This is a genomic window from Deinococcus aerius (assembly GCF_002897375.1).
Taxonomy (GTDB): Bacteria; Deinococcota; Deinococci; order Deinococcales; family Deinococcaceae; genus Deinococcus; species Deinococcus aerius.
Genome location: NZ_BFAG01000001.1, coordinates 357,305 through 373,208, shown reverse-complemented (window position 1 = coordinate 373,208; position 15,904 = coordinate 357,305). Strand labels below are relative to the sequence as shown.

General features: G+C 68.5%; 9 protein-coding genes and 1 pseudogene. 8 read left to right on the top strand and 2 right to left on the bottom strand.

What is annotated here, in order from left to right; translation table 11 throughout:
- Positions 1–104: 104 nt before the first annotated feature.
- The gene (locus DAERI_RS01705) at positions 105–3,230 is read right to left on the bottom strand and encodes a DEAD/DEAH box helicase (protein ID WP_103127737.1); all 3,126 of its coding nucleotides are present in this window, start codon (positions 3,228–3,230) and stop codon (positions 105–107) included.
- 68 nt (positions 3,231–3,298) lie between these two features.
- Between DAERI_RS01705 and DAERI_RS01700 the strand changes: the two genes are divergently transcribed.
- The 8 genes from DAERI_RS01700 to DAERI_RS01665 all read left to right on the top strand — a co-directional run bounded on the left by DAERI_RS01700 (position 3,299) and on the right by DAERI_RS01665 (position 14,142).
- Positions 3,299–3,769, top strand: coding sequence for a hypothetical protein (locus DAERI_RS01700; RefSeq protein WP_103127736.1), 471 nt, complete (start codon positions 3,299–3,301; stop codon positions 3,767–3,769).
- Between the two features lie 29 nt (positions 3,770–3,798).
- Positions 3,799–4,305, top strand: coding sequence for a DinB family protein (locus tag DAERI_RS01695; RefSeq protein WP_103127735.1), 507 nt, complete (start codon positions 3,799–3,801; stop codon positions 4,303–4,305).
- Between the two features lie 74 nt (positions 4,306–4,379).
- The gene (locus DAERI_RS01690; protein ID WP_103127734.1) at positions 4,380–5,354 is read left to right on the top strand and encodes an ABC transporter substrate-binding protein; all 975 of its coding nucleotides are present in this window, start codon (positions 4,380–4,382) and stop codon (positions 5,352–5,354) included.
- 92 nt (positions 5,355–5,446) lie between these two features.
- Positions 5,447–6,136 (top strand): hypothetical protein, encoded by a 690-nt coding sequence (locus DAERI_RS01685; protein ID WP_103127733.1) that lies wholly within the window; start codon positions 5,447–5,449, stop codon positions 6,134–6,136.
- A gap of 201 nt (positions 6,137–6,337) precedes the next feature.
- Positions 6,338–8,521 (top strand): glycogen debranching protein GlgX, encoded by a 2,184-nt coding sequence (gene glgX, locus DAERI_RS01680; protein ID WP_103127732.1) that lies wholly within the window; start codon positions 6,338–6,340, stop codon positions 8,519–8,521.
- 190 nt (positions 8,522–8,711) lie between these two features.
- On the top strand, positions 8,712–10,514 hold the full coding sequence (treZ, locus tag DAERI_RS01675) for a malto-oligosyltrehalose trehalohydrolase (RefSeq protein WP_103127731.1): 1,803 nt from the start codon (positions 8,712–8,714) through the stop codon (positions 10,512–10,514).
- Complete coding sequence (treY, locus tag DAERI_RS01670) at positions 10,511–13,354, top strand: malto-oligosyltrehalose synthase (protein WP_103127730.1); 2,844 nt, start codon at positions 10,511–10,513, stop codon at positions 13,352–13,354. The genes treZ and treY overlap by 4 nt, the downstream gene beginning before the upstream one ends.
- Positions 13,355–13,455: 101 nt before the next feature.
- Positions 13,456–14,142: a Bax inhibitor-1/YccA family protein gene (locus tag DAERI_RS01665; protein ID WP_103127729.1), complete on the top strand. Its 687-nt coding sequence runs from the start codon at positions 13,456–13,458 to the stop codon at positions 14,140–14,142.
- A gap of 62 nt (positions 14,143–14,204) precedes the next feature.
- Here DAERI_RS01665 and treS read toward each other — a convergent pair.
- Positions 14,205–15,877: pseudogene (treS, locus tag DAERI_RS01660) on the bottom strand (maltose alpha-D-glucosyltransferase).
- Positions 15,878–15,904 lie beyond the last annotated feature (27 nt).

The following is a 15,904-nucleotide window of genomic DNA, read 5'->3' as shown; positions in this document are numbered from 1 at the left end:
CTTCCCGTGGGCATCGTCCCCCCCATTTCGTGCGCTTCAAGGCTCCCTTTTCAGGGGAGCTGTCGGCGCAGCCGACTGAGGGGTAACCCCGCCAAAGCCTCCCCTCACCCGAAATACCCCAGCAGATCGATCAGCGTCCGCGCGTAGTCGTCCGGCCTCAGCCCGCGCTTTTCGAGCTTCACGGCGGGGGGGAAGGTCGTCACCTCGGTCTTGTGGGGGAAGCGTTTCAGGCCGGGCGCGTCGTAGTCGAGCGCCTTGTAGGCGAAGGTGACTTGCAGGTGCGTCATCGTCTCGCCGATGCTCAGGACGCGCTTGGCGACGGCGGTGAGACGCAGCTTGGCGAGGTCGATGAAGTTCTGGACCTCGGGCGTGGGCGGGCCGTATTTCTTGCGGAGGTCGCGCTCCACGCGGCTGACGGCCTGGAGGGTGCGCGCGTCCGAGAGCCGCCCGTAGGTGGCGATGCGCTCCTCCTCGTTGCCGTCGAAGTATTCGGGTGTGAGGCGCGCGTTGATGGGGAGGTCGATGGAGACGCTGGCGGGCGTTTCCATCTTCTCGCCTTTCAGCTTGGCGACGGCCTGCGCGAGCATCTCGGTGTACACATCGATGGAGACGGCCTGCACGTGCCCGTGTTGCTCCTCGCCCAGGATGTTCCCGACGCCACGAATCTCCATGTCCTTTTCGGCGAGGAGGTGGCCGGAGCCGAGGTCTTGCAGGTCGGCGATCGCCCACAACCGGCGCTGCGCGTTCTCGGTCATGCGCGGCGGGTAGAAGAGGTAGGCGTAGGCGGTCTGCTGCCGCCGCCCGACCCGCCCGCGAAGCTGGTAGAGCTGCGCCAGGCCCAGCCGGTCGGCCCGCTCGATCAGGATGGTGTTCGCCTCGGGAATATCCAGCCCGGTTTCCACGATGGTGGTCGAGAGCAGCACGTCGAAGGCGCCCTCCGCGAAGCCCAGCATGATCTCCTCCAGCTCCTCCTCGTTCATGCGGCCATGCGCCACGCCGATGCGCGCCTCGGGGATGAGGTTGCGGAGGTACAGGCTGCGCGCCCCGATGGAGGCGATGCGGTCGTGGATGTAAAAGACTTTGCCGCCGCGCTCGATCTCGGAGAGGACCGCGTCGCGCACGGTGACGGGGTCGAAGGGGGCCAGGACCGTCTGGATGGGCTTGCGGCCCTTGGGTGGCGTCTGGATGGAGCTCATGTCGCGCAGGCCGACCATGCTCATGTAGAGGGTGCGCGGGATCGGCGTGGCGGAGAGGGCCAGGGTGTCCACCGCCTTCACGCCCTCGGGGATCTCGATCTTGCCGTCCCTGGGCACGTCGGGGAGGCCGCGCAGCGCCCGCAGCTTCTCCTTCTGCCCCACCCCGAAGCGGTGCTCCTCGTCCACGATGATCAGGCCGAGGTCCTTGAACTGGATGTCACTGGAGAGGAGGCGGTGCGTGCCGATGATCATGTCCACCTTGCCCGCCGCGAGGTCGGCCAGGATCGCCCTCGCCTGCTTGTCCCCGGTGAAGCGGCTCAGGCCCTCCACCCGCACGGGCAGGTTCTTGAACCGCTCGACGAAGGTGGAGGTGTGCTGCTCGGCGAGCAGGGTCGTGGGGACGAGCATGGCGACCTGCTTCCCGTGCCCGATGACCCGGTGGGCGGCGCGCAGGGCCACCTCCGTCTTGCCGAAGCCCACGTCGCCGGAGATCAGGCGGTCGGCGGGGTTGGGCTTTTCGAGGTCGGCCATCGTCTCTTTCAGCGCCGTCTTCTGGTCGGGGGTGAGATCGAACTTGAAGTTCTCCTCCACCTGCGCGTCCCACTCGGGCTGCGGCGGGAAGGCGTTGCCGGGCGTGACCTGCCGCGCCGCGTACTGCACGAGGAGCCTGCCCGCCACTTCCTCGGCGTTCTTGCGGGCCTTTTCCTTGGCCTTCGCCCAATCCTTCTTGTCGAAACTCGACAGAACCGGTGGGTCGTCCGTCGTGCCCGGGTGACGGCGCAGCACGGGCAGTTGCTCGATGGGCACGCTCAGGCGGGCACCGCCCCGGTATTCCAGGTTGAGGTAGTCGCGGGTGACGCCGAGGACGGTGCGCGTCTCCAACCCCTGAAACTGGCCGATGCCGTGCTCGGGGTGGATGAGATAGTCGCCGACATGAAGGCCCAGCGCGTCCGTGACGGGCTTGCCGCCCAGCCGCTTGCCGCGCAGCGCCGAGCCCCCCTGAAAGCCGTAGATCAGGTCTTCCGTCAGGACGACGGTGCGGTGTTCGGGGATGGCGAAGCCGCCCTCGCCACCCGCGCGCAGGAAACCGAGGTGGCCCTCCTCGACACGCGGAATGGTCAGCCACGGCACCTCGCGCGTCTCCAGCAGCTTCTCCGCCAGGTAGGTCGCGGTGCGGTCGTGCCGGACGAGGATGAGCACCCGGTAGCCCGCCCCGCGCCACTCGTCCACGTCGCGCTCCAGGTCGGAGAGGCGGGCGCGGTAGAAGGGCAGCACCTTCAGGTCGAGGTCGAAATCGGGGAGGTCGAGCGGTGCGCGGCCGAAGCTCGTGACCTCCCGTTCCCGCAGCCGGGGCCAGAGGGTGTCCACCAGCGGCCCCAGCGCCGAGGCGTAGAACTCCGGCGCGTCGAGGAACACCCGGCCCGGCAGCAGGTCGAGGCGCGTGGCGTCCCACTTCACTTCCGTCAGGTAGTCGGCGGTGGGCTCCAGGGTGAAGGTCTTGATCTTCTCGCCGATCAGATCGCCGGGGGCGAGCATCCGCAGCGTGTCGAGTTCGTCCCCGAAGAACTCCGCGCGAATCCAGAGGGGGTCGCCGTCCTGCGGAACACCCGCCCCCGGCTCCAGCCGCAGTTCCAACGTGTCACCACGCAGCTCGAAGCCGGGTTCCTCGCCGCGCTCGTAGCCGAGGCGTTCCAGGCGGCTCAGCAACTCCTCGCGGGGGTAGCTCGCGCCGACGCGCAGGCTTAGCGCGTGATCCTCCGGGTGGGCGGGGAACAGGTCGAGCGCGGTGTTGACATCGAGGACGACGTGTTCGTGCCGGGCGTCCCAGTCGCGCAGGCCGGGATTGACGGAGATGGGCGCCCCCAGCGCGCCAGCGGAGGCATAGACACCCACCCGGTCAGGCGTGGTGAGCAGCACGGCGGGGCCGGGGTGGGCGGCGAAGAGCGCGGCGCGGGCCACCTGCGGCAGCAGCAACACGTTCCCGACCGGCGCGGTCGGCAGGAGTTTGGAGAGGTTGGGGGCGGCGACCGTCACCGGAAGATTGTACGCGGGGCCGGGAATGGGGAGGGCGAGGGAAGGAACGAAGCGGGGTACAGTCGGGCATGACCGAGGACATCCGCGCCCTGCTTATGGCGTATGACTCTCCGAATCCCCAGGACTGGGAAGCTCCAGAGGGATTCAGCGAGCGGGAGCGGGAAGCTCTTCTGACCCAGGTGCGGACCCTTGCAGGGCGGATTGAAGCTCTCCTGTGTGTACCCGTCGAATACGACGACCAGTACCAGGATGCGAGCTGTGTCGCCGATCTGTATGTCAAGACTCCCGACGACCGGGAGGCCATCATTCGCTTCTCTTCTTTTGGGCAGATGGCCGTCATCTTCAGGTGGGCTCAGGGGGCACGCCTCCCCATCCAGAGCCCACTGGAACCGCTGCTTCTTCCCCTGGTTGAGCAGGGTGGCTTTGCCGCCATTCCTCCCGAAGAGTTGGCTCTCCCCTACGACGGCCCCTACGGCAGATGCGCGGGCACGTTTAACAACACGATGACCTGGTTCGAGCGGTACTTCGACTACCTCTGAAGACAGCACGGGGCGCGGTACAGTCGGGCATGACAGCCGGAATGACCGAGGCGGCGGACGCGGCCCTGCGTGCCCACGTTCGCGCGCTCCTCACCGAGCGGCAGGCGCACCTGATGCTGGACGACGTGCTGGAGGGCTTTCCCGTGGAGCGGATCAATGACCCCGTGGAGGGCGTGCCGTACTCCGCCTGGGAAGTGCTCTGGCACCTGCGCTTCACCCAGCGCGACATCCTGAACTTGGTGCGGGATGAGGAGTACGCGGAACCCGAATGGCCCGAGGGCTACTGGCCCGGCAGGGCAAGGGAGGCAACGCCCGAGGACTGGCACGCCGAGGCGCACGCCTTCCGGGAAGACCTGGGAACGCTGCTGGCGCTCCTGGACGACCCCAGCACAGACCTCCTCGCTCCTGTGCCCAACGGCGCGAAACCGGGGGCGGGCGGGCAGACGTGGCTGCGCGAGTTCCTGCTCGTCGCGGACCACAACGCCTACCACGTGGGGCAACTGGTGTTGCTGGGCCGTGCGCTGCCTGGAGAGTGAGCCGTGGGGGCAGCTCCCCCACCCAGGGAGAGAAGTTTACAAATCTACTCAATTGATCTGCTACGCTTTGTTTTATGAAGCGGACTCTCCTCTCCCTCACCACCCTGGCCCTCCTGGCGGGCAGCGCCAGTGCCCAGCAGGCCAGGGAAATCCGGCTCGGTGTCTTTCCCAACGTCACGCACGCGGCGGGCCTGGTCGGTATCCAGCGCGGTCTCTTCCAGAAGGAACTGGGCAACGTGAAGCTCGTCGTCAAGGAGTTCGCCAACGGCTCGCAGGTCAACGAGGCGTTTGCAGCGGGCGCCATCGACGCGGCCTACGTCGGCCCCGGCCCGGCGATGAACGCCTTCATGCGCGGGGTGCCCATCCAGGTCTACGCGGGCGCGGCGAACGCGGGGGCGGTCCTCGTGGGCCGCAAGGACAGCGGGATTCGCAACGTGAAGGGCCTCAGCGGCAAGAAGGTCGCCGTGCCCACGCGCGGCTCGACCCAGGACATCAGCCTGCGGCACCTGCTGCACGAGAACGGCCTGAAGGCCACCGATGAGGGCGGCACCGTCACCATCGTGCCCATCGACCCGGCGAACATGCCTGCCGCCTTTGCGAGCAAGCAGGTGGACGCCGCGCTCGTGCAGGAGCCCTGGGGCGCCGTCATGGAGACGCAGGGCGCGCGGCTGATCGCCAATGAAAAGGCGATCTGGGAGGGCGGCAACTACACCACCACCGTCCTCGTCGTGAACACGAAGTTTGCCGCGCAGAATCCGGAGGTCGTCAAAGACCTGCTGCGCGGGCACCTCGCCGCCATCAACTTCATCGGGAAGAGCAACGCGGGCGCGCAAAAGGCCATCGCGGACCAGATTCAGGCGTTCACGGGCAAGCGCCCAAACACGGGCGAACTGTTCAAGGCGCTCGCCCGCACCAGGGTCACCTGGGACATCAACCTGAAGACGCTGGCCGAGTACGCCGAGCTGAACAAGGAGGCGGGTTTCGCGCGGGACGTGCCGGACTTAAGCCGCTTTGTGAACCTGAGCGTGGTGCGGGGCCTGGCGAAGTAGGGCGCCCTCCGCCACGAGCAGCCCCGGCTTCCCGCTGGGGCTTTTGTCTTTCCGACCGCTGACGGCTGACCGCTGACCGCTATCCTGCCCCCATGACCGGACCGAAAAGAGGATCAAGAGGCCGCGCGCCCAAGCGCAACACGGCCCAGGGGCGCGGGGGCATCACGCGGGACAGCACCCGGCCCGCGCGGGAGCGCACGCCAAGCCGCGAGGAGGGGCGACCAGCGGAGTCGCGGCCAAAACGTGAGGAGGGCCGCACGGGGGTGCGTGCGGGCGCCACCAACCCGGCCCGCCGCAAGCCCGGCGAGCGCGACGACCGCGGGGGGGAGCGCCCTTTCAAGCCCGGCCCCGCCCGGCAGGCCCCGCCCAAGCCAGCGAAGAAAAAGCCCCTGCCGGAACTCAAGCGGGTGCAGCTCGACGCGCCCCCGCCCGACGCGACGTTCCGGGACCGCGACGGGGAGACCGTCACCTTCCCCGACTCCGCCCTCAAGCGGGTGGCGGCGCGCATCCTGACCGGGAAGAACAAGGCGTGGCGTTACCGGCCCTTCTCCTTCCCGCTTTTCACGGATAAGGGCAACGAGCAGGCCTTTCACTTCGACTTTTACATCTACGACGCCGAGGACTCGGTGATCCGGCTGATCCTGGTCGTGCCCTTCGAGTCGCGCGAGGTGTGGGACCGGGTGGGGCGCTTCAAGCGGCAGTACCCGATGTACGCCTACGAGCTGTGGACGCCCGAGCGGCTGCACCACCTCAGTGGGCCGCGCGGGCGGCTGGGCTTTTAAGGGGCACCTCGGCCTTGCGGCATTCTTGAGAGAGCCGCCAGCGGCGGGCATCTGTAACCCATCTCGCCCGGGTCATGAGAGCTTTCTGGTAACGTTTCCAGAGTTGGGCGGCGACTTCGCGGGTTGACCCCGGGGAGCCGCCGCCTTCCCGCGCTTTCTGATTTCACCGCCAAGATCGGGCCGTGAGCCCGTGGAGACCGCATGACGACCACCGAATCCACTCCCCCCACCCCGAGGACCCAGCCGTCCCCCAAACCCCTCGTGCGTCCGGGCCGCCCCTACCCCCTGGGCGCGACCTGGGACGGCAAGGGGACCAACTTCGCCCTGTATTCCGAGAACGCGGCCGCCGTGGAACTCTGCCTCTTCGACGAGGCCGGGCACGAGACCCGCTATCCCATCACCGAGCAGACCGCCTTCGTCTGGCACGGCTACCTGCCCAACATCGGGCCGGGGCAGCGCTACGGCTACCGCGTCCACGGCGAGTACGCCCCGGAAAAGGGCCTGCGCTTCAACCCGAACGTGGTGCTGCTCGACCCCTACGCCAAGGCACTGGACGGCACCGAGCGCTTCGAGGCGGGCGTCTTCGGCTACGTGCCCGGCGGCGAGGACACCGTGATGCAGACGAAGGAGCAGCGCGGCGCCCCCCTGGGCATCGTGATCGACCCCATGTTCAACTGGGTGGGCGACCAGAAGCCGAACGTCCCCTTTCACCAGTCGGTGATTTACGAGGCGCACGTCAAAGGCCTGACGATGACACACCCCGACGTGCCCGAGGCGCTGCGGGGCACCTACGCGGGCATCGCCACCGAGCCCATCCTGCGCTACTTGCAGCAACTGGGCATCACCGCCATCGAGTTCCTGCCCGTGCATCAGCATGTGGACGACCCCTTCCTCCTCGCCAAGGGGCTCACGAACTACTGGGGCTACTCGACGCTGAACTACTTCGCGCCCGACGTGCGCTACTCGGCGGCGGCGCGGCGCGGCGACCCGGCGGGCGCGGTGCCCGAGTTCAAGAACATGGTGCGGGCCCTGCACGACGCGGGGATCGAGGTCATCCTCGACGTGGTGTACAACCACACGGCGGAGGGGAACCATATGGGGCCCACCCTGAGCTTCAAGGGGATCGACAACCCCACCTATTACCGGCTGGTGGCCGACAACCCGCGCTTCTACTTCGACTACACGGGCACGGGCAACAGCCTGAACGTGCGCCACCCCCAGACGCTGCAACTCATCATGGACTCGCTGCGCTACTGGGTGACCGAGATGCACGTGGACGGCTTCCGCTTCGACCTCGCCTCGACGCTGGCGCGCGGCCTGCACGAGGTGGATCAGCTCTCGGGCTTCTTCACGATCATCCACCAGGACCCGGTCATCTCCCGCGTCAAGCTGATCGCGGAGCCGTGGGACGTGGGCGAGGGCGGCTATCAGGTCGGGAACTTCCCGGTGAACTGGGCCGAGTGGAACGGCATCTACCGGGACGACATGCGCGCCTTCTGGATGGGCAAGGGCGGGCTGGCGTCCGAGATCGGCTACCGGCTGACAGGCTCCTCCGACCTGTACCAGAACGACGGGCGCAAGCCGTACGCTTCCATCAACTTCGTGACCGCCCACGACGGCTTCACCCTGCGCGACTCGGTCACGTATGAGCAGAAGCACAACGAGGCGAACGGCGAGGGCAACCAGGACGGCCACAACCACAACCTGACCTGGAACTGCGGGGTGGAGGGCGAGACGGACGACCCCGAGATCAACGCCCTGCGCGCCCGGCAGCAGCGCAACTTCCTGGCGACGCTGCTGCTGGGGCAGGGCACGCCGATGATCCTGGGCGGCGACGAGATCGGGCGCACCCAGAAGGGCAACAACAACGCCTACTGCCAGGACAACGAGATCAGTTGGTACGACTGGGCGAACATCGACGCCGACCTGCTGGCCTTTACCCGGCGGCTGATCCGGCTGCGCAAGGCCCACCCCGCGCTGCACCGCCGCAAGTTCTTCTCGGGCCGCACGATCCGCGGCGAGGACGTGCGCGACATCGTGTGGCTGCGGTTCGACGGCCAGGAGATGAGCGACGAGGACTGGAACAACCCCCAGACCCAGAGCCTGGGCATGTTCCTCGACGGCGACGGGCTCGACGACGTGGACACCGAGGGCCGCCCGCTGCGCGACGACGACCTGCTGCTGCTGCTCTCGGCCTCGCACATCGACCTGCCCTTCCGGCTGCCCGACCTGGACGGCTGCGACACCTGGGAACTGCTGGTGGACACCGCCGACGACGGGGCGCGGGAGATCGTGCGGGCCGGGGAGGAGACGACCCTGCGGGGCCGCAGCGTGAAGCTGTACCGCTGCGCCCGCCACGCTGGACACGAGCCCGCGCACAACTGAGGCTTGCTGGGACGGCCACGCACGGCGGCAGGGGTGAAGGGAGTTACGTCTTCCTTCACCCTCTTCTCGTGAGGCCGGGAACGGACGCCCAGGTTCCTTGAACTCGTCCTCACCCTCGCCCGACCCGCTCCCCCTACGCTGACCCGTTCTCTGCCCTTCCCACGCGGGGGGCAGTTCCAAGGAGTTCTGCATGACGACCTCTCCCCACTACGTCTTGACCCCGGACGGCGCCCCCGATGCCCTTTCCACCCGCCTGGGTGCCCATCTCCTGCCGGACCGCAGCGGCACCCGTTTTCGCGTCTGGACCACCACGGCGACCGAGGTGGGCGTGCGGGTCAACGGCCAGGACACCCCCATGTTCGACCTGGGCAACGGCATCTTTGAAACTGTTCTTCCCGTGGGCGTCGGCACCCGGTACAAGTTCGTGCTGGACGGCCAGGCCTGGCCCGACCCCTACGCCCGCTTCCTGCCGGGCGGCGTGCACGGCGAGGCGGAGGTCGTGGACCTGGACGCCTACGAATGGAAGAACACCGGGTGGCGCGGCCTCCCCCTCTCCGAATGCGTGTTCTACGAACTGCACGTGGGCACCTTCACGCCGGAGGGCACCTACCGCGCGGCGATGGCGAAGCTGCCCGACCTCGTGGAACTGGGCGTCACCGCCGTTGAGCTGATGCCGCTCGCCTCGTTTCCCGGGGCGCGGGGCTGGGGCTATGACGGGGTGGCCCTGTACGCCCCCTACGCCGGGTACGGGCGGCCCGAGGACCTGATGGCGTTCGTGGACGCGGCGCACGGGCTGGGCCTGGGCGTCTTTCTGGACGTGGTGTACAACCACTTCGGGCCGGACGGGAACTATCTGGGGGTGTACAGCCCGGAGTATTTCACTGGCCGTTTCCACACACCCTGGGGCAAGGGCCTGGACTACGCCGAGCCCCACATGCGCCGCCTGATCACCGGGAACGCCCGGATGTGGCTGCGCGACTACCGCTTCGACGGCCTGCGGCTGGACGCCACGAACGAGATTCGGGACGACAGCCCGGTCCACATCCTGCGCGAGCTGGCGGGCGAGGTTCACGCGCTCGGCGGCACCCACCTCCTCATTGCGGAGGATCACCGCAACCTGCCGGAACTGGTCACCGAGGATCGTCTGGACGGCCTGTGGGCGGACGACTTTCACCATGAGGTCCGGGTCACGCTGACCGGGGAGAACGAGGGGTACTACTCGCCCCTCAAGGGGGGGGCGGCGGCCCTGGCGAATGTCATCAACCGGGGCTGGGTGTACGAGGGGCAGGTCACGCCCTTCGGGGACCACCCGCGCGGCAAATCCGCCGATGCCTTGGAAGCTCCCTCATTCGTGTACTGCATTCAGAACCACGACCAGATCGGCAACCGCCCGCGCGGGGACCGGCTGCACCACCCGGGTGGCGTCAGTCCCGCCACCTTCCGCGGCGCCTCCACGCTGCTCCTCACGCTGCCGATGACGCCGCTGCTGTTCCAGGGGCAGGAGTGGGCGGCGTCGGCCCTCTTCCCCTTCTTCAGCGACCACGCGGGCGACCTGGGCCGGGCGGTGACCGAGGGGCGCAAGAAGGAGTTCGGCTACTTCAAGTCCTTCGCCACCCAGGAAGTGCTCGACCCACAGGCGGAGGAGACGTTCAACCTCGCCAAGCTCGACTGGGCTGAGCGGGAGAGGGGCGAACACGGCCGCACGCTGGCGCTGTACCGCGAGGTGCTGGGGCTGCGCCGGGAGGACCCCGTGCTGCGGAACCGCAGCCGCCGCAACCTCCGGGCCGGGAACGAGGGAGATGTGCTCTGGGTGCGGCACCAGACGGCGGATGGCGAGAGGGTCTTACTGTGGAATGTCGGGCAGGAGGCCGTAGCCGCCGAAACGCTGACCCTTCCCTTCCCCCTTCCGGCGGGCGTCCTGCTCCACTCCGAGGGCCGCGAGGACAGGATGCTGAACTCCGGTGAAGCCGTCCTGCTGGGGGCGCGGGCATGACTGAATCTCTCCCCTCCTCCCCACGGGCCCACATCCCCTCCTCCACCTACCGGCTGCAACTGCACGCGGGCTTCGACTTCGCGTCGGCGCGGCGGGTGTTGCCGTACCTGAAGCGGCTGGGCATCACCGACGTGTACCTCTCCCCCATCTGGACGAGCACGCCGGGCTCGACCCACGGCTACGACGTGACCGACCACGCCCAGGTCAATCCCGAACTCGGCGGCGAGGCGGGGCTGCGGCGGCTCTCGGCGCGGGCGCGGGAACTCGGCCTGGGCCTGATCGTGGACTTTGTGCCCAACCACATGGGCATCCAGGGCGGCCACAACCCCTACTGGGAGGACGTGCTGACCCACGGGCAGGCGAGCCGCTACGCGCACTTCTTCGACATCTCGTGGCAGCCGCTCAAGCGGGCGCTGGAGAACAAGGTGTTGCTGCCGACGCTGGGCGACCAGTACGGGCGCATCCTGGAACGGGGCGAACTGCACCTGACGCGGGGGGGCGGGCACTTCTTCCTGACGTACTGGGAGAGGCGTTTGCCGATCTCGCCGCGCAGCCTGGCGGGGTTGCTGACGGCCCTGGCGTCCGAGTTGAAGGGGGCCGCTCCCGCCGACGACCACGCCGAACTCGCCAGCATCGCGCGGGCGGCAGCCAACCTGCCCCGCTCCACGAGCGCCGACCTCACCGACGAGGACCGCCTCGCGCGGGCGCAGGAGTCGGAGGTCATCACCCGGCGGCTGGGGGCTTTGCTGGAAGCGTCGCCCCGGGTCCGGCAGGCCCTCGACCGGATGGTGGAGGCGGTGAACGCCGACCCCGCGCGGCTGGACGCCCTGATTCAGGAGCAGAACTACCGCCTCGCGTCGTGGCGGGTGGCGGCCGAGCAGATCAACTACCGGCGTTTCTTCGACATCAACGACCTCGCGGCGCTGCGGATGGAGGATGCGCGGGTGTTCGCCTGGGCGCACGCCAAACTGTTCGAACTGATCAAGGGCGGCGTGGTGAACGGTGTGCGCCTCGACCACACCGACGGCCTGTACGACCCGGCCGGGTACTTCCGGGACCTGCAACGGGGGGCGGCGCGGGCGCTGGGGCAGGAGTGGACGGAGGGTGACCCCCTCCCCCTCTACGTGGTCGCCGAGAAGATTCTGGAGCCCGGCGAGCGGCTGCCCGAGGACTGGGCGGTGCACGGCACGACCGGCTACGACTTCCTGGGGCAACTGAACGCCACCTTCGTGGACAGCAGCAACGAGGAGGAGATCACCGCGATCTACCGCCGCCAGACGGGGGACCGTGACAGCTACCACGAGCACCTCTACCGGGGCAAATACCTGATCCAGCGGGTCGCGCTGCCGGGCGAGGTCAACGTCCTGGCCGAGCATCTGGAGCGCATCGCCGAGGCGGACCTGCGCTCGCGGGACTTCACCCTGACGGCGCTGCGCGAGGGCATCCGCGAGGTCATCGCCGCCTTCCCGGTGTACCGCACCTACGTGCGGGCGGACGGCTCGCGCGAGCCGGGGGACAATGCCCGGATTGAGCAGGCGATCCGGGGCGCCCGCGAGCACAGCCGCCGCGAGGGCCGCACCCTCGACCCCAGCCTCTTCGACTTCCTGGAGGCGGTCCTGGGGCTCGACGCGCCGGACGAGGCCACGCGGGCGCAGTATGCCGACTTCGCCCTCAAGTTCCAGCAGCTCACCGGCCCCGTCACGGCCAAGGGGGCGGAGGACACCGCCTTTTACCGCTACGCGCGGCTGCTCTCGCTGAACGAGGTGGGCGGCGACCCCGGGCTCTTCGGCACCTCCCGCCGGGCCTTTCACGCCGAGGCGCGGGGGCGGGCGGAGCGGTGGCCCCACGCCATGCTCGCCTCCAGCACCCACGACACCAAGCGCGGCGAGGACACCCGGGCGCGGATCAGCGTTCTCTCGGAGATGCCGCAGACGTGGATGGCGTACCTCAGCGCGTGGTCGCCGATCATCCGCTCGCTGGAGCGCCCGCTCGACCTGGGACCCGCGCCGACCTCGCTGGACACCTACATCCTCCTTCAGACCGCGCTCGGGGCCTACCCGCTGGGCGGGCGGCTGGACGGCTTCGCGGATCGCCTGAGCGCGTACATGCTCAAGGCCGCCCGCGAGGCCAAGCTCCGCACAAGCTGGACCTCCCCCGACGGGGAGTACGAGGAGGCGCTGGACGGCCTGGTGCGCAGCCTGCTGGCGAACGAGCGGTTCGCCCAGGGGCTGCGGGAACTCCACACCCGCATCAGCCCGTATGGGGCGCAGAACGGCCTGAGCGCCACCCTCGTCCGCCTCACCGCGCCCGGCGTGCCCGACACCTACCAGGGCTCGGAGGGCTGGAACCAGAGCCTGGTGGACCCCGACAACCGCCGCCCGGTGGACTACGCCTGGCGCACCCGGACGCTCGCGCGCATCGAGAAACGCTGGCCGGAGGGAGGCTCGCGGCTGGCCGGGGAACTCCTCTCGCGCTACGAGGACGGCGGCGTGAAGCTGCTCGTGAGCTGGGCGGCCCTGCAAGCCCGCGCTGCCCACCCCGACCTGTTCCGTGAGGGGAACTACCGCCCGCTGGAGGCCGGGAAGTACCTCCTCGCCTTCGCCCGGGAGTGTGAGGGCGAGGTCGCGGTGACGGTCGCGCCCCGCTTCACGTACACGCTGACGCGCGAGGGGACGCCGTGGGCACTCGGGGAGGTCTGGGGCAACCGCCAGCTCACCCTCCCCCGCTCCGGGACGTATGAGAACGTGCTGACGGGGCGACGCTTCCGGGTGCGCGGCGAGAAGGTTCCGGTCGCCAAGGTGCTGGAGGACTTCCCGCTGGCGCTGCTGGTGAGAAGGTAGGGGTCAGCCGTCGGCAAGGACTGGGCTGCTCTGTCCCCTTCTTTGGCTGACCGCTTCCTCCCCGGGAACTTTTCACCCCCTTCCCCCGTATCCTGAGACGTATGCAACTGACTGCTACCCGGACGGAAAATCTGGTCCGCACCTTCATGGCGCGGACGTACTCGTGGATGGCGGCGGGGCTGGCCCTCACCGCCGGGGTCGCCTACCTGACAGCGCAGAATGCGGGGCTGGCCGAGCAGGTCATGGCCCTGCGGATGCCGCTCATCCTGGCGCAGCTCGTGCTGGTCTTCGTGCTGAGCCTCGCCGCGCAACGCCTGAGCAGCGCGGTCGCCGGCATCCTGTTCATCGCCTACGCCGCGCTGACCGGCCTGACCTTCAGCTCGCTCCTCCTCGTCTACAGCCCGGCCGCCGTGACTGCCGCCTTCCTGACCACGGCGGGCACCTTCGGGGCCATGAGCGTGGCGGGCTTCGTCATCAAGCGGGACCTCAGCGCGATGGGCCGCTTCTTCCTGTTCGCCGTCATCGGCCTCCTCATCGCCATGATCGTGAACCTGTTCGTGGTGAGCAGCGCCCTCACGCTCGGAATCAGCGTCATCGGCGTGCTGCTCTTCGCGGGCCTGACCGCCTACGACACGCAGATGCTGCGTAACCTCGCGCTCAGCGGCGTGAGCGGTGAGATGGCCGAGCGGGCGGCGATCAACGGCGCGCTCGCCCTGTATCTCGACTTCATCAACATGTTCCTCTTCATCCTGCGCCTGTTCGGCTTCGCGGGCAGCAGCCGCGACTGAGGAACCTTCAGCGAGAGTGCCCCAGCCTTGGCCGGGGCACCTCTTCTTTTGGCTGACCGCTCCTACCTCACCCCGCTGAGCTTGAGCCAGTAGTAGTCGTACTTGCCCAGGATCATGGGGTACTGCCCCCCCTCCTCCACAGCCGGGAAGTGGCTCCCCCCGCCAGGGTGATCGGCCTGCGCCCCACGTGCGCCGACAGGTCGAGCGTGGCCGCCTGCGCGGTTCCGGCGAAGTTGTTCACGATCAGGAGCGTCTCGTCGCCGTACTGGCGGGTGAAGGCGAGGACGGCGGGATTGCCCGTCTCGACGAAGGTGAGGTCGCCGTGCGCGAAGGCGGGGTGGGCGCGGCGGATTTCAAGCTGGCGCGAGACCCACTTCAGCAGGCTGGAGGGGTCCTGCTCCTGCGAGGTCACGTTGACGCGCTGGAAGCCGTACACGGGGTCCTGAATGGGCGGGAAGAAGCACTGCTCGGGCGGCGCCGAGGAGAATCCCCCGCTGGTGCCCGCGCTCCACTGCATCGGCGTGCGGACCCCGTTGCGGTCGGAGAGCGTCAGGTTGTCGCCCATGCCGATCTCGTCGCCGTAGTACAGGATGGGGCTGCCGGGCAGCGCGAGGAGAACGGTGTGCAGCAGCTCGATGCGGCGGCGGTCGTTGTCGAGCAGCGGCGCGAGGCGGCGGCGGATGCCCACGTTGATCTTCATGCGGGCGTCGGGCGCGTAGGCCATGTACATGAAGGCGCGCTCGTCGTCGGTCACCATCTCCAGCGTCAACTCGTCGTGGTTGCGCAGGAAGGTCGCCCACTGGCCGAAGCTCGGAATCTCGGGCAGGCGGTCCATGATCTCGCGGATGGAGGTCGTGTCCTCGCGCCTCAGGCTCATGTACAGCCGGGGCATGACCGGGAAGTTGAAGCACATGTGGAACTCGGGGTCCTGCTCGGTCCCGAAATACTCCACCACGTCCTCCGGCCACTGGTTCGCCTCGGCGAGGAGCAGGCGGCCCGGGTACTCGGCGTCCACCATCTTCCGCATCGCCTTGAGGATCGCGTGCGTCTCGGGCAGGTTCTCACAGTTCGTGCCCTCACGCTCGATCAGGTAGGGCACCGCGTCCACCCGGAAGCCGTCCAGCCCCAGGTCGAGCCAGAAGCGCATGGCGCTGAAGAACTCCTCCTGCACCTTCGGGTTGTCGTAGTTCAGGTCGGGCTGCGAGGAGAAGAAGCGGTGCCAGTAGTACTTGCCGCACTGCTCGTCGAGGGTCCAGTTGCTGATCTCGGTGTCGGTGAAGATGATGCGGGCGTCCGCGTACTCGGTGCCCGTGTCGCTCCAGACGTAGTAGTCGAAATATTCGTTGGGGCTGCCGTCGGGCAGGGTGGGGCCGCGCCGCGCCGCCTGGAACCAGGGATGGTCGGAGGACGTGTGGTTCGTCACCAGGTCGCCGATCACGCGCAGGCCGCGGGCGTGGGCCTCGCGCAGGAAGACCTTGAAGTCGTCCAAGGTCCCCAGGTCGGGGTGGATGCCCACGTAGTCGGCCACGTCGTAGCCGTCGTCGCGCAGGGGGCTGGGATACCAGGGGAGCAGCCACAGGCAGTCCACGCCCAGGTTCTTCAGGTAGTCCAGCCTGCCCGTCAGGCCGGGAAAGTCGCCCTTGCCGTCGCCGTTGCCATCGGCGAACGTGCGGACGGAGAGTTCGTAGAAGACGGCGCTCTTGTACCACTCGGAGGGGGGGGCGGCCAGCGTCATGCGGCGCAGTCTAAAGCGGTGGCCGGA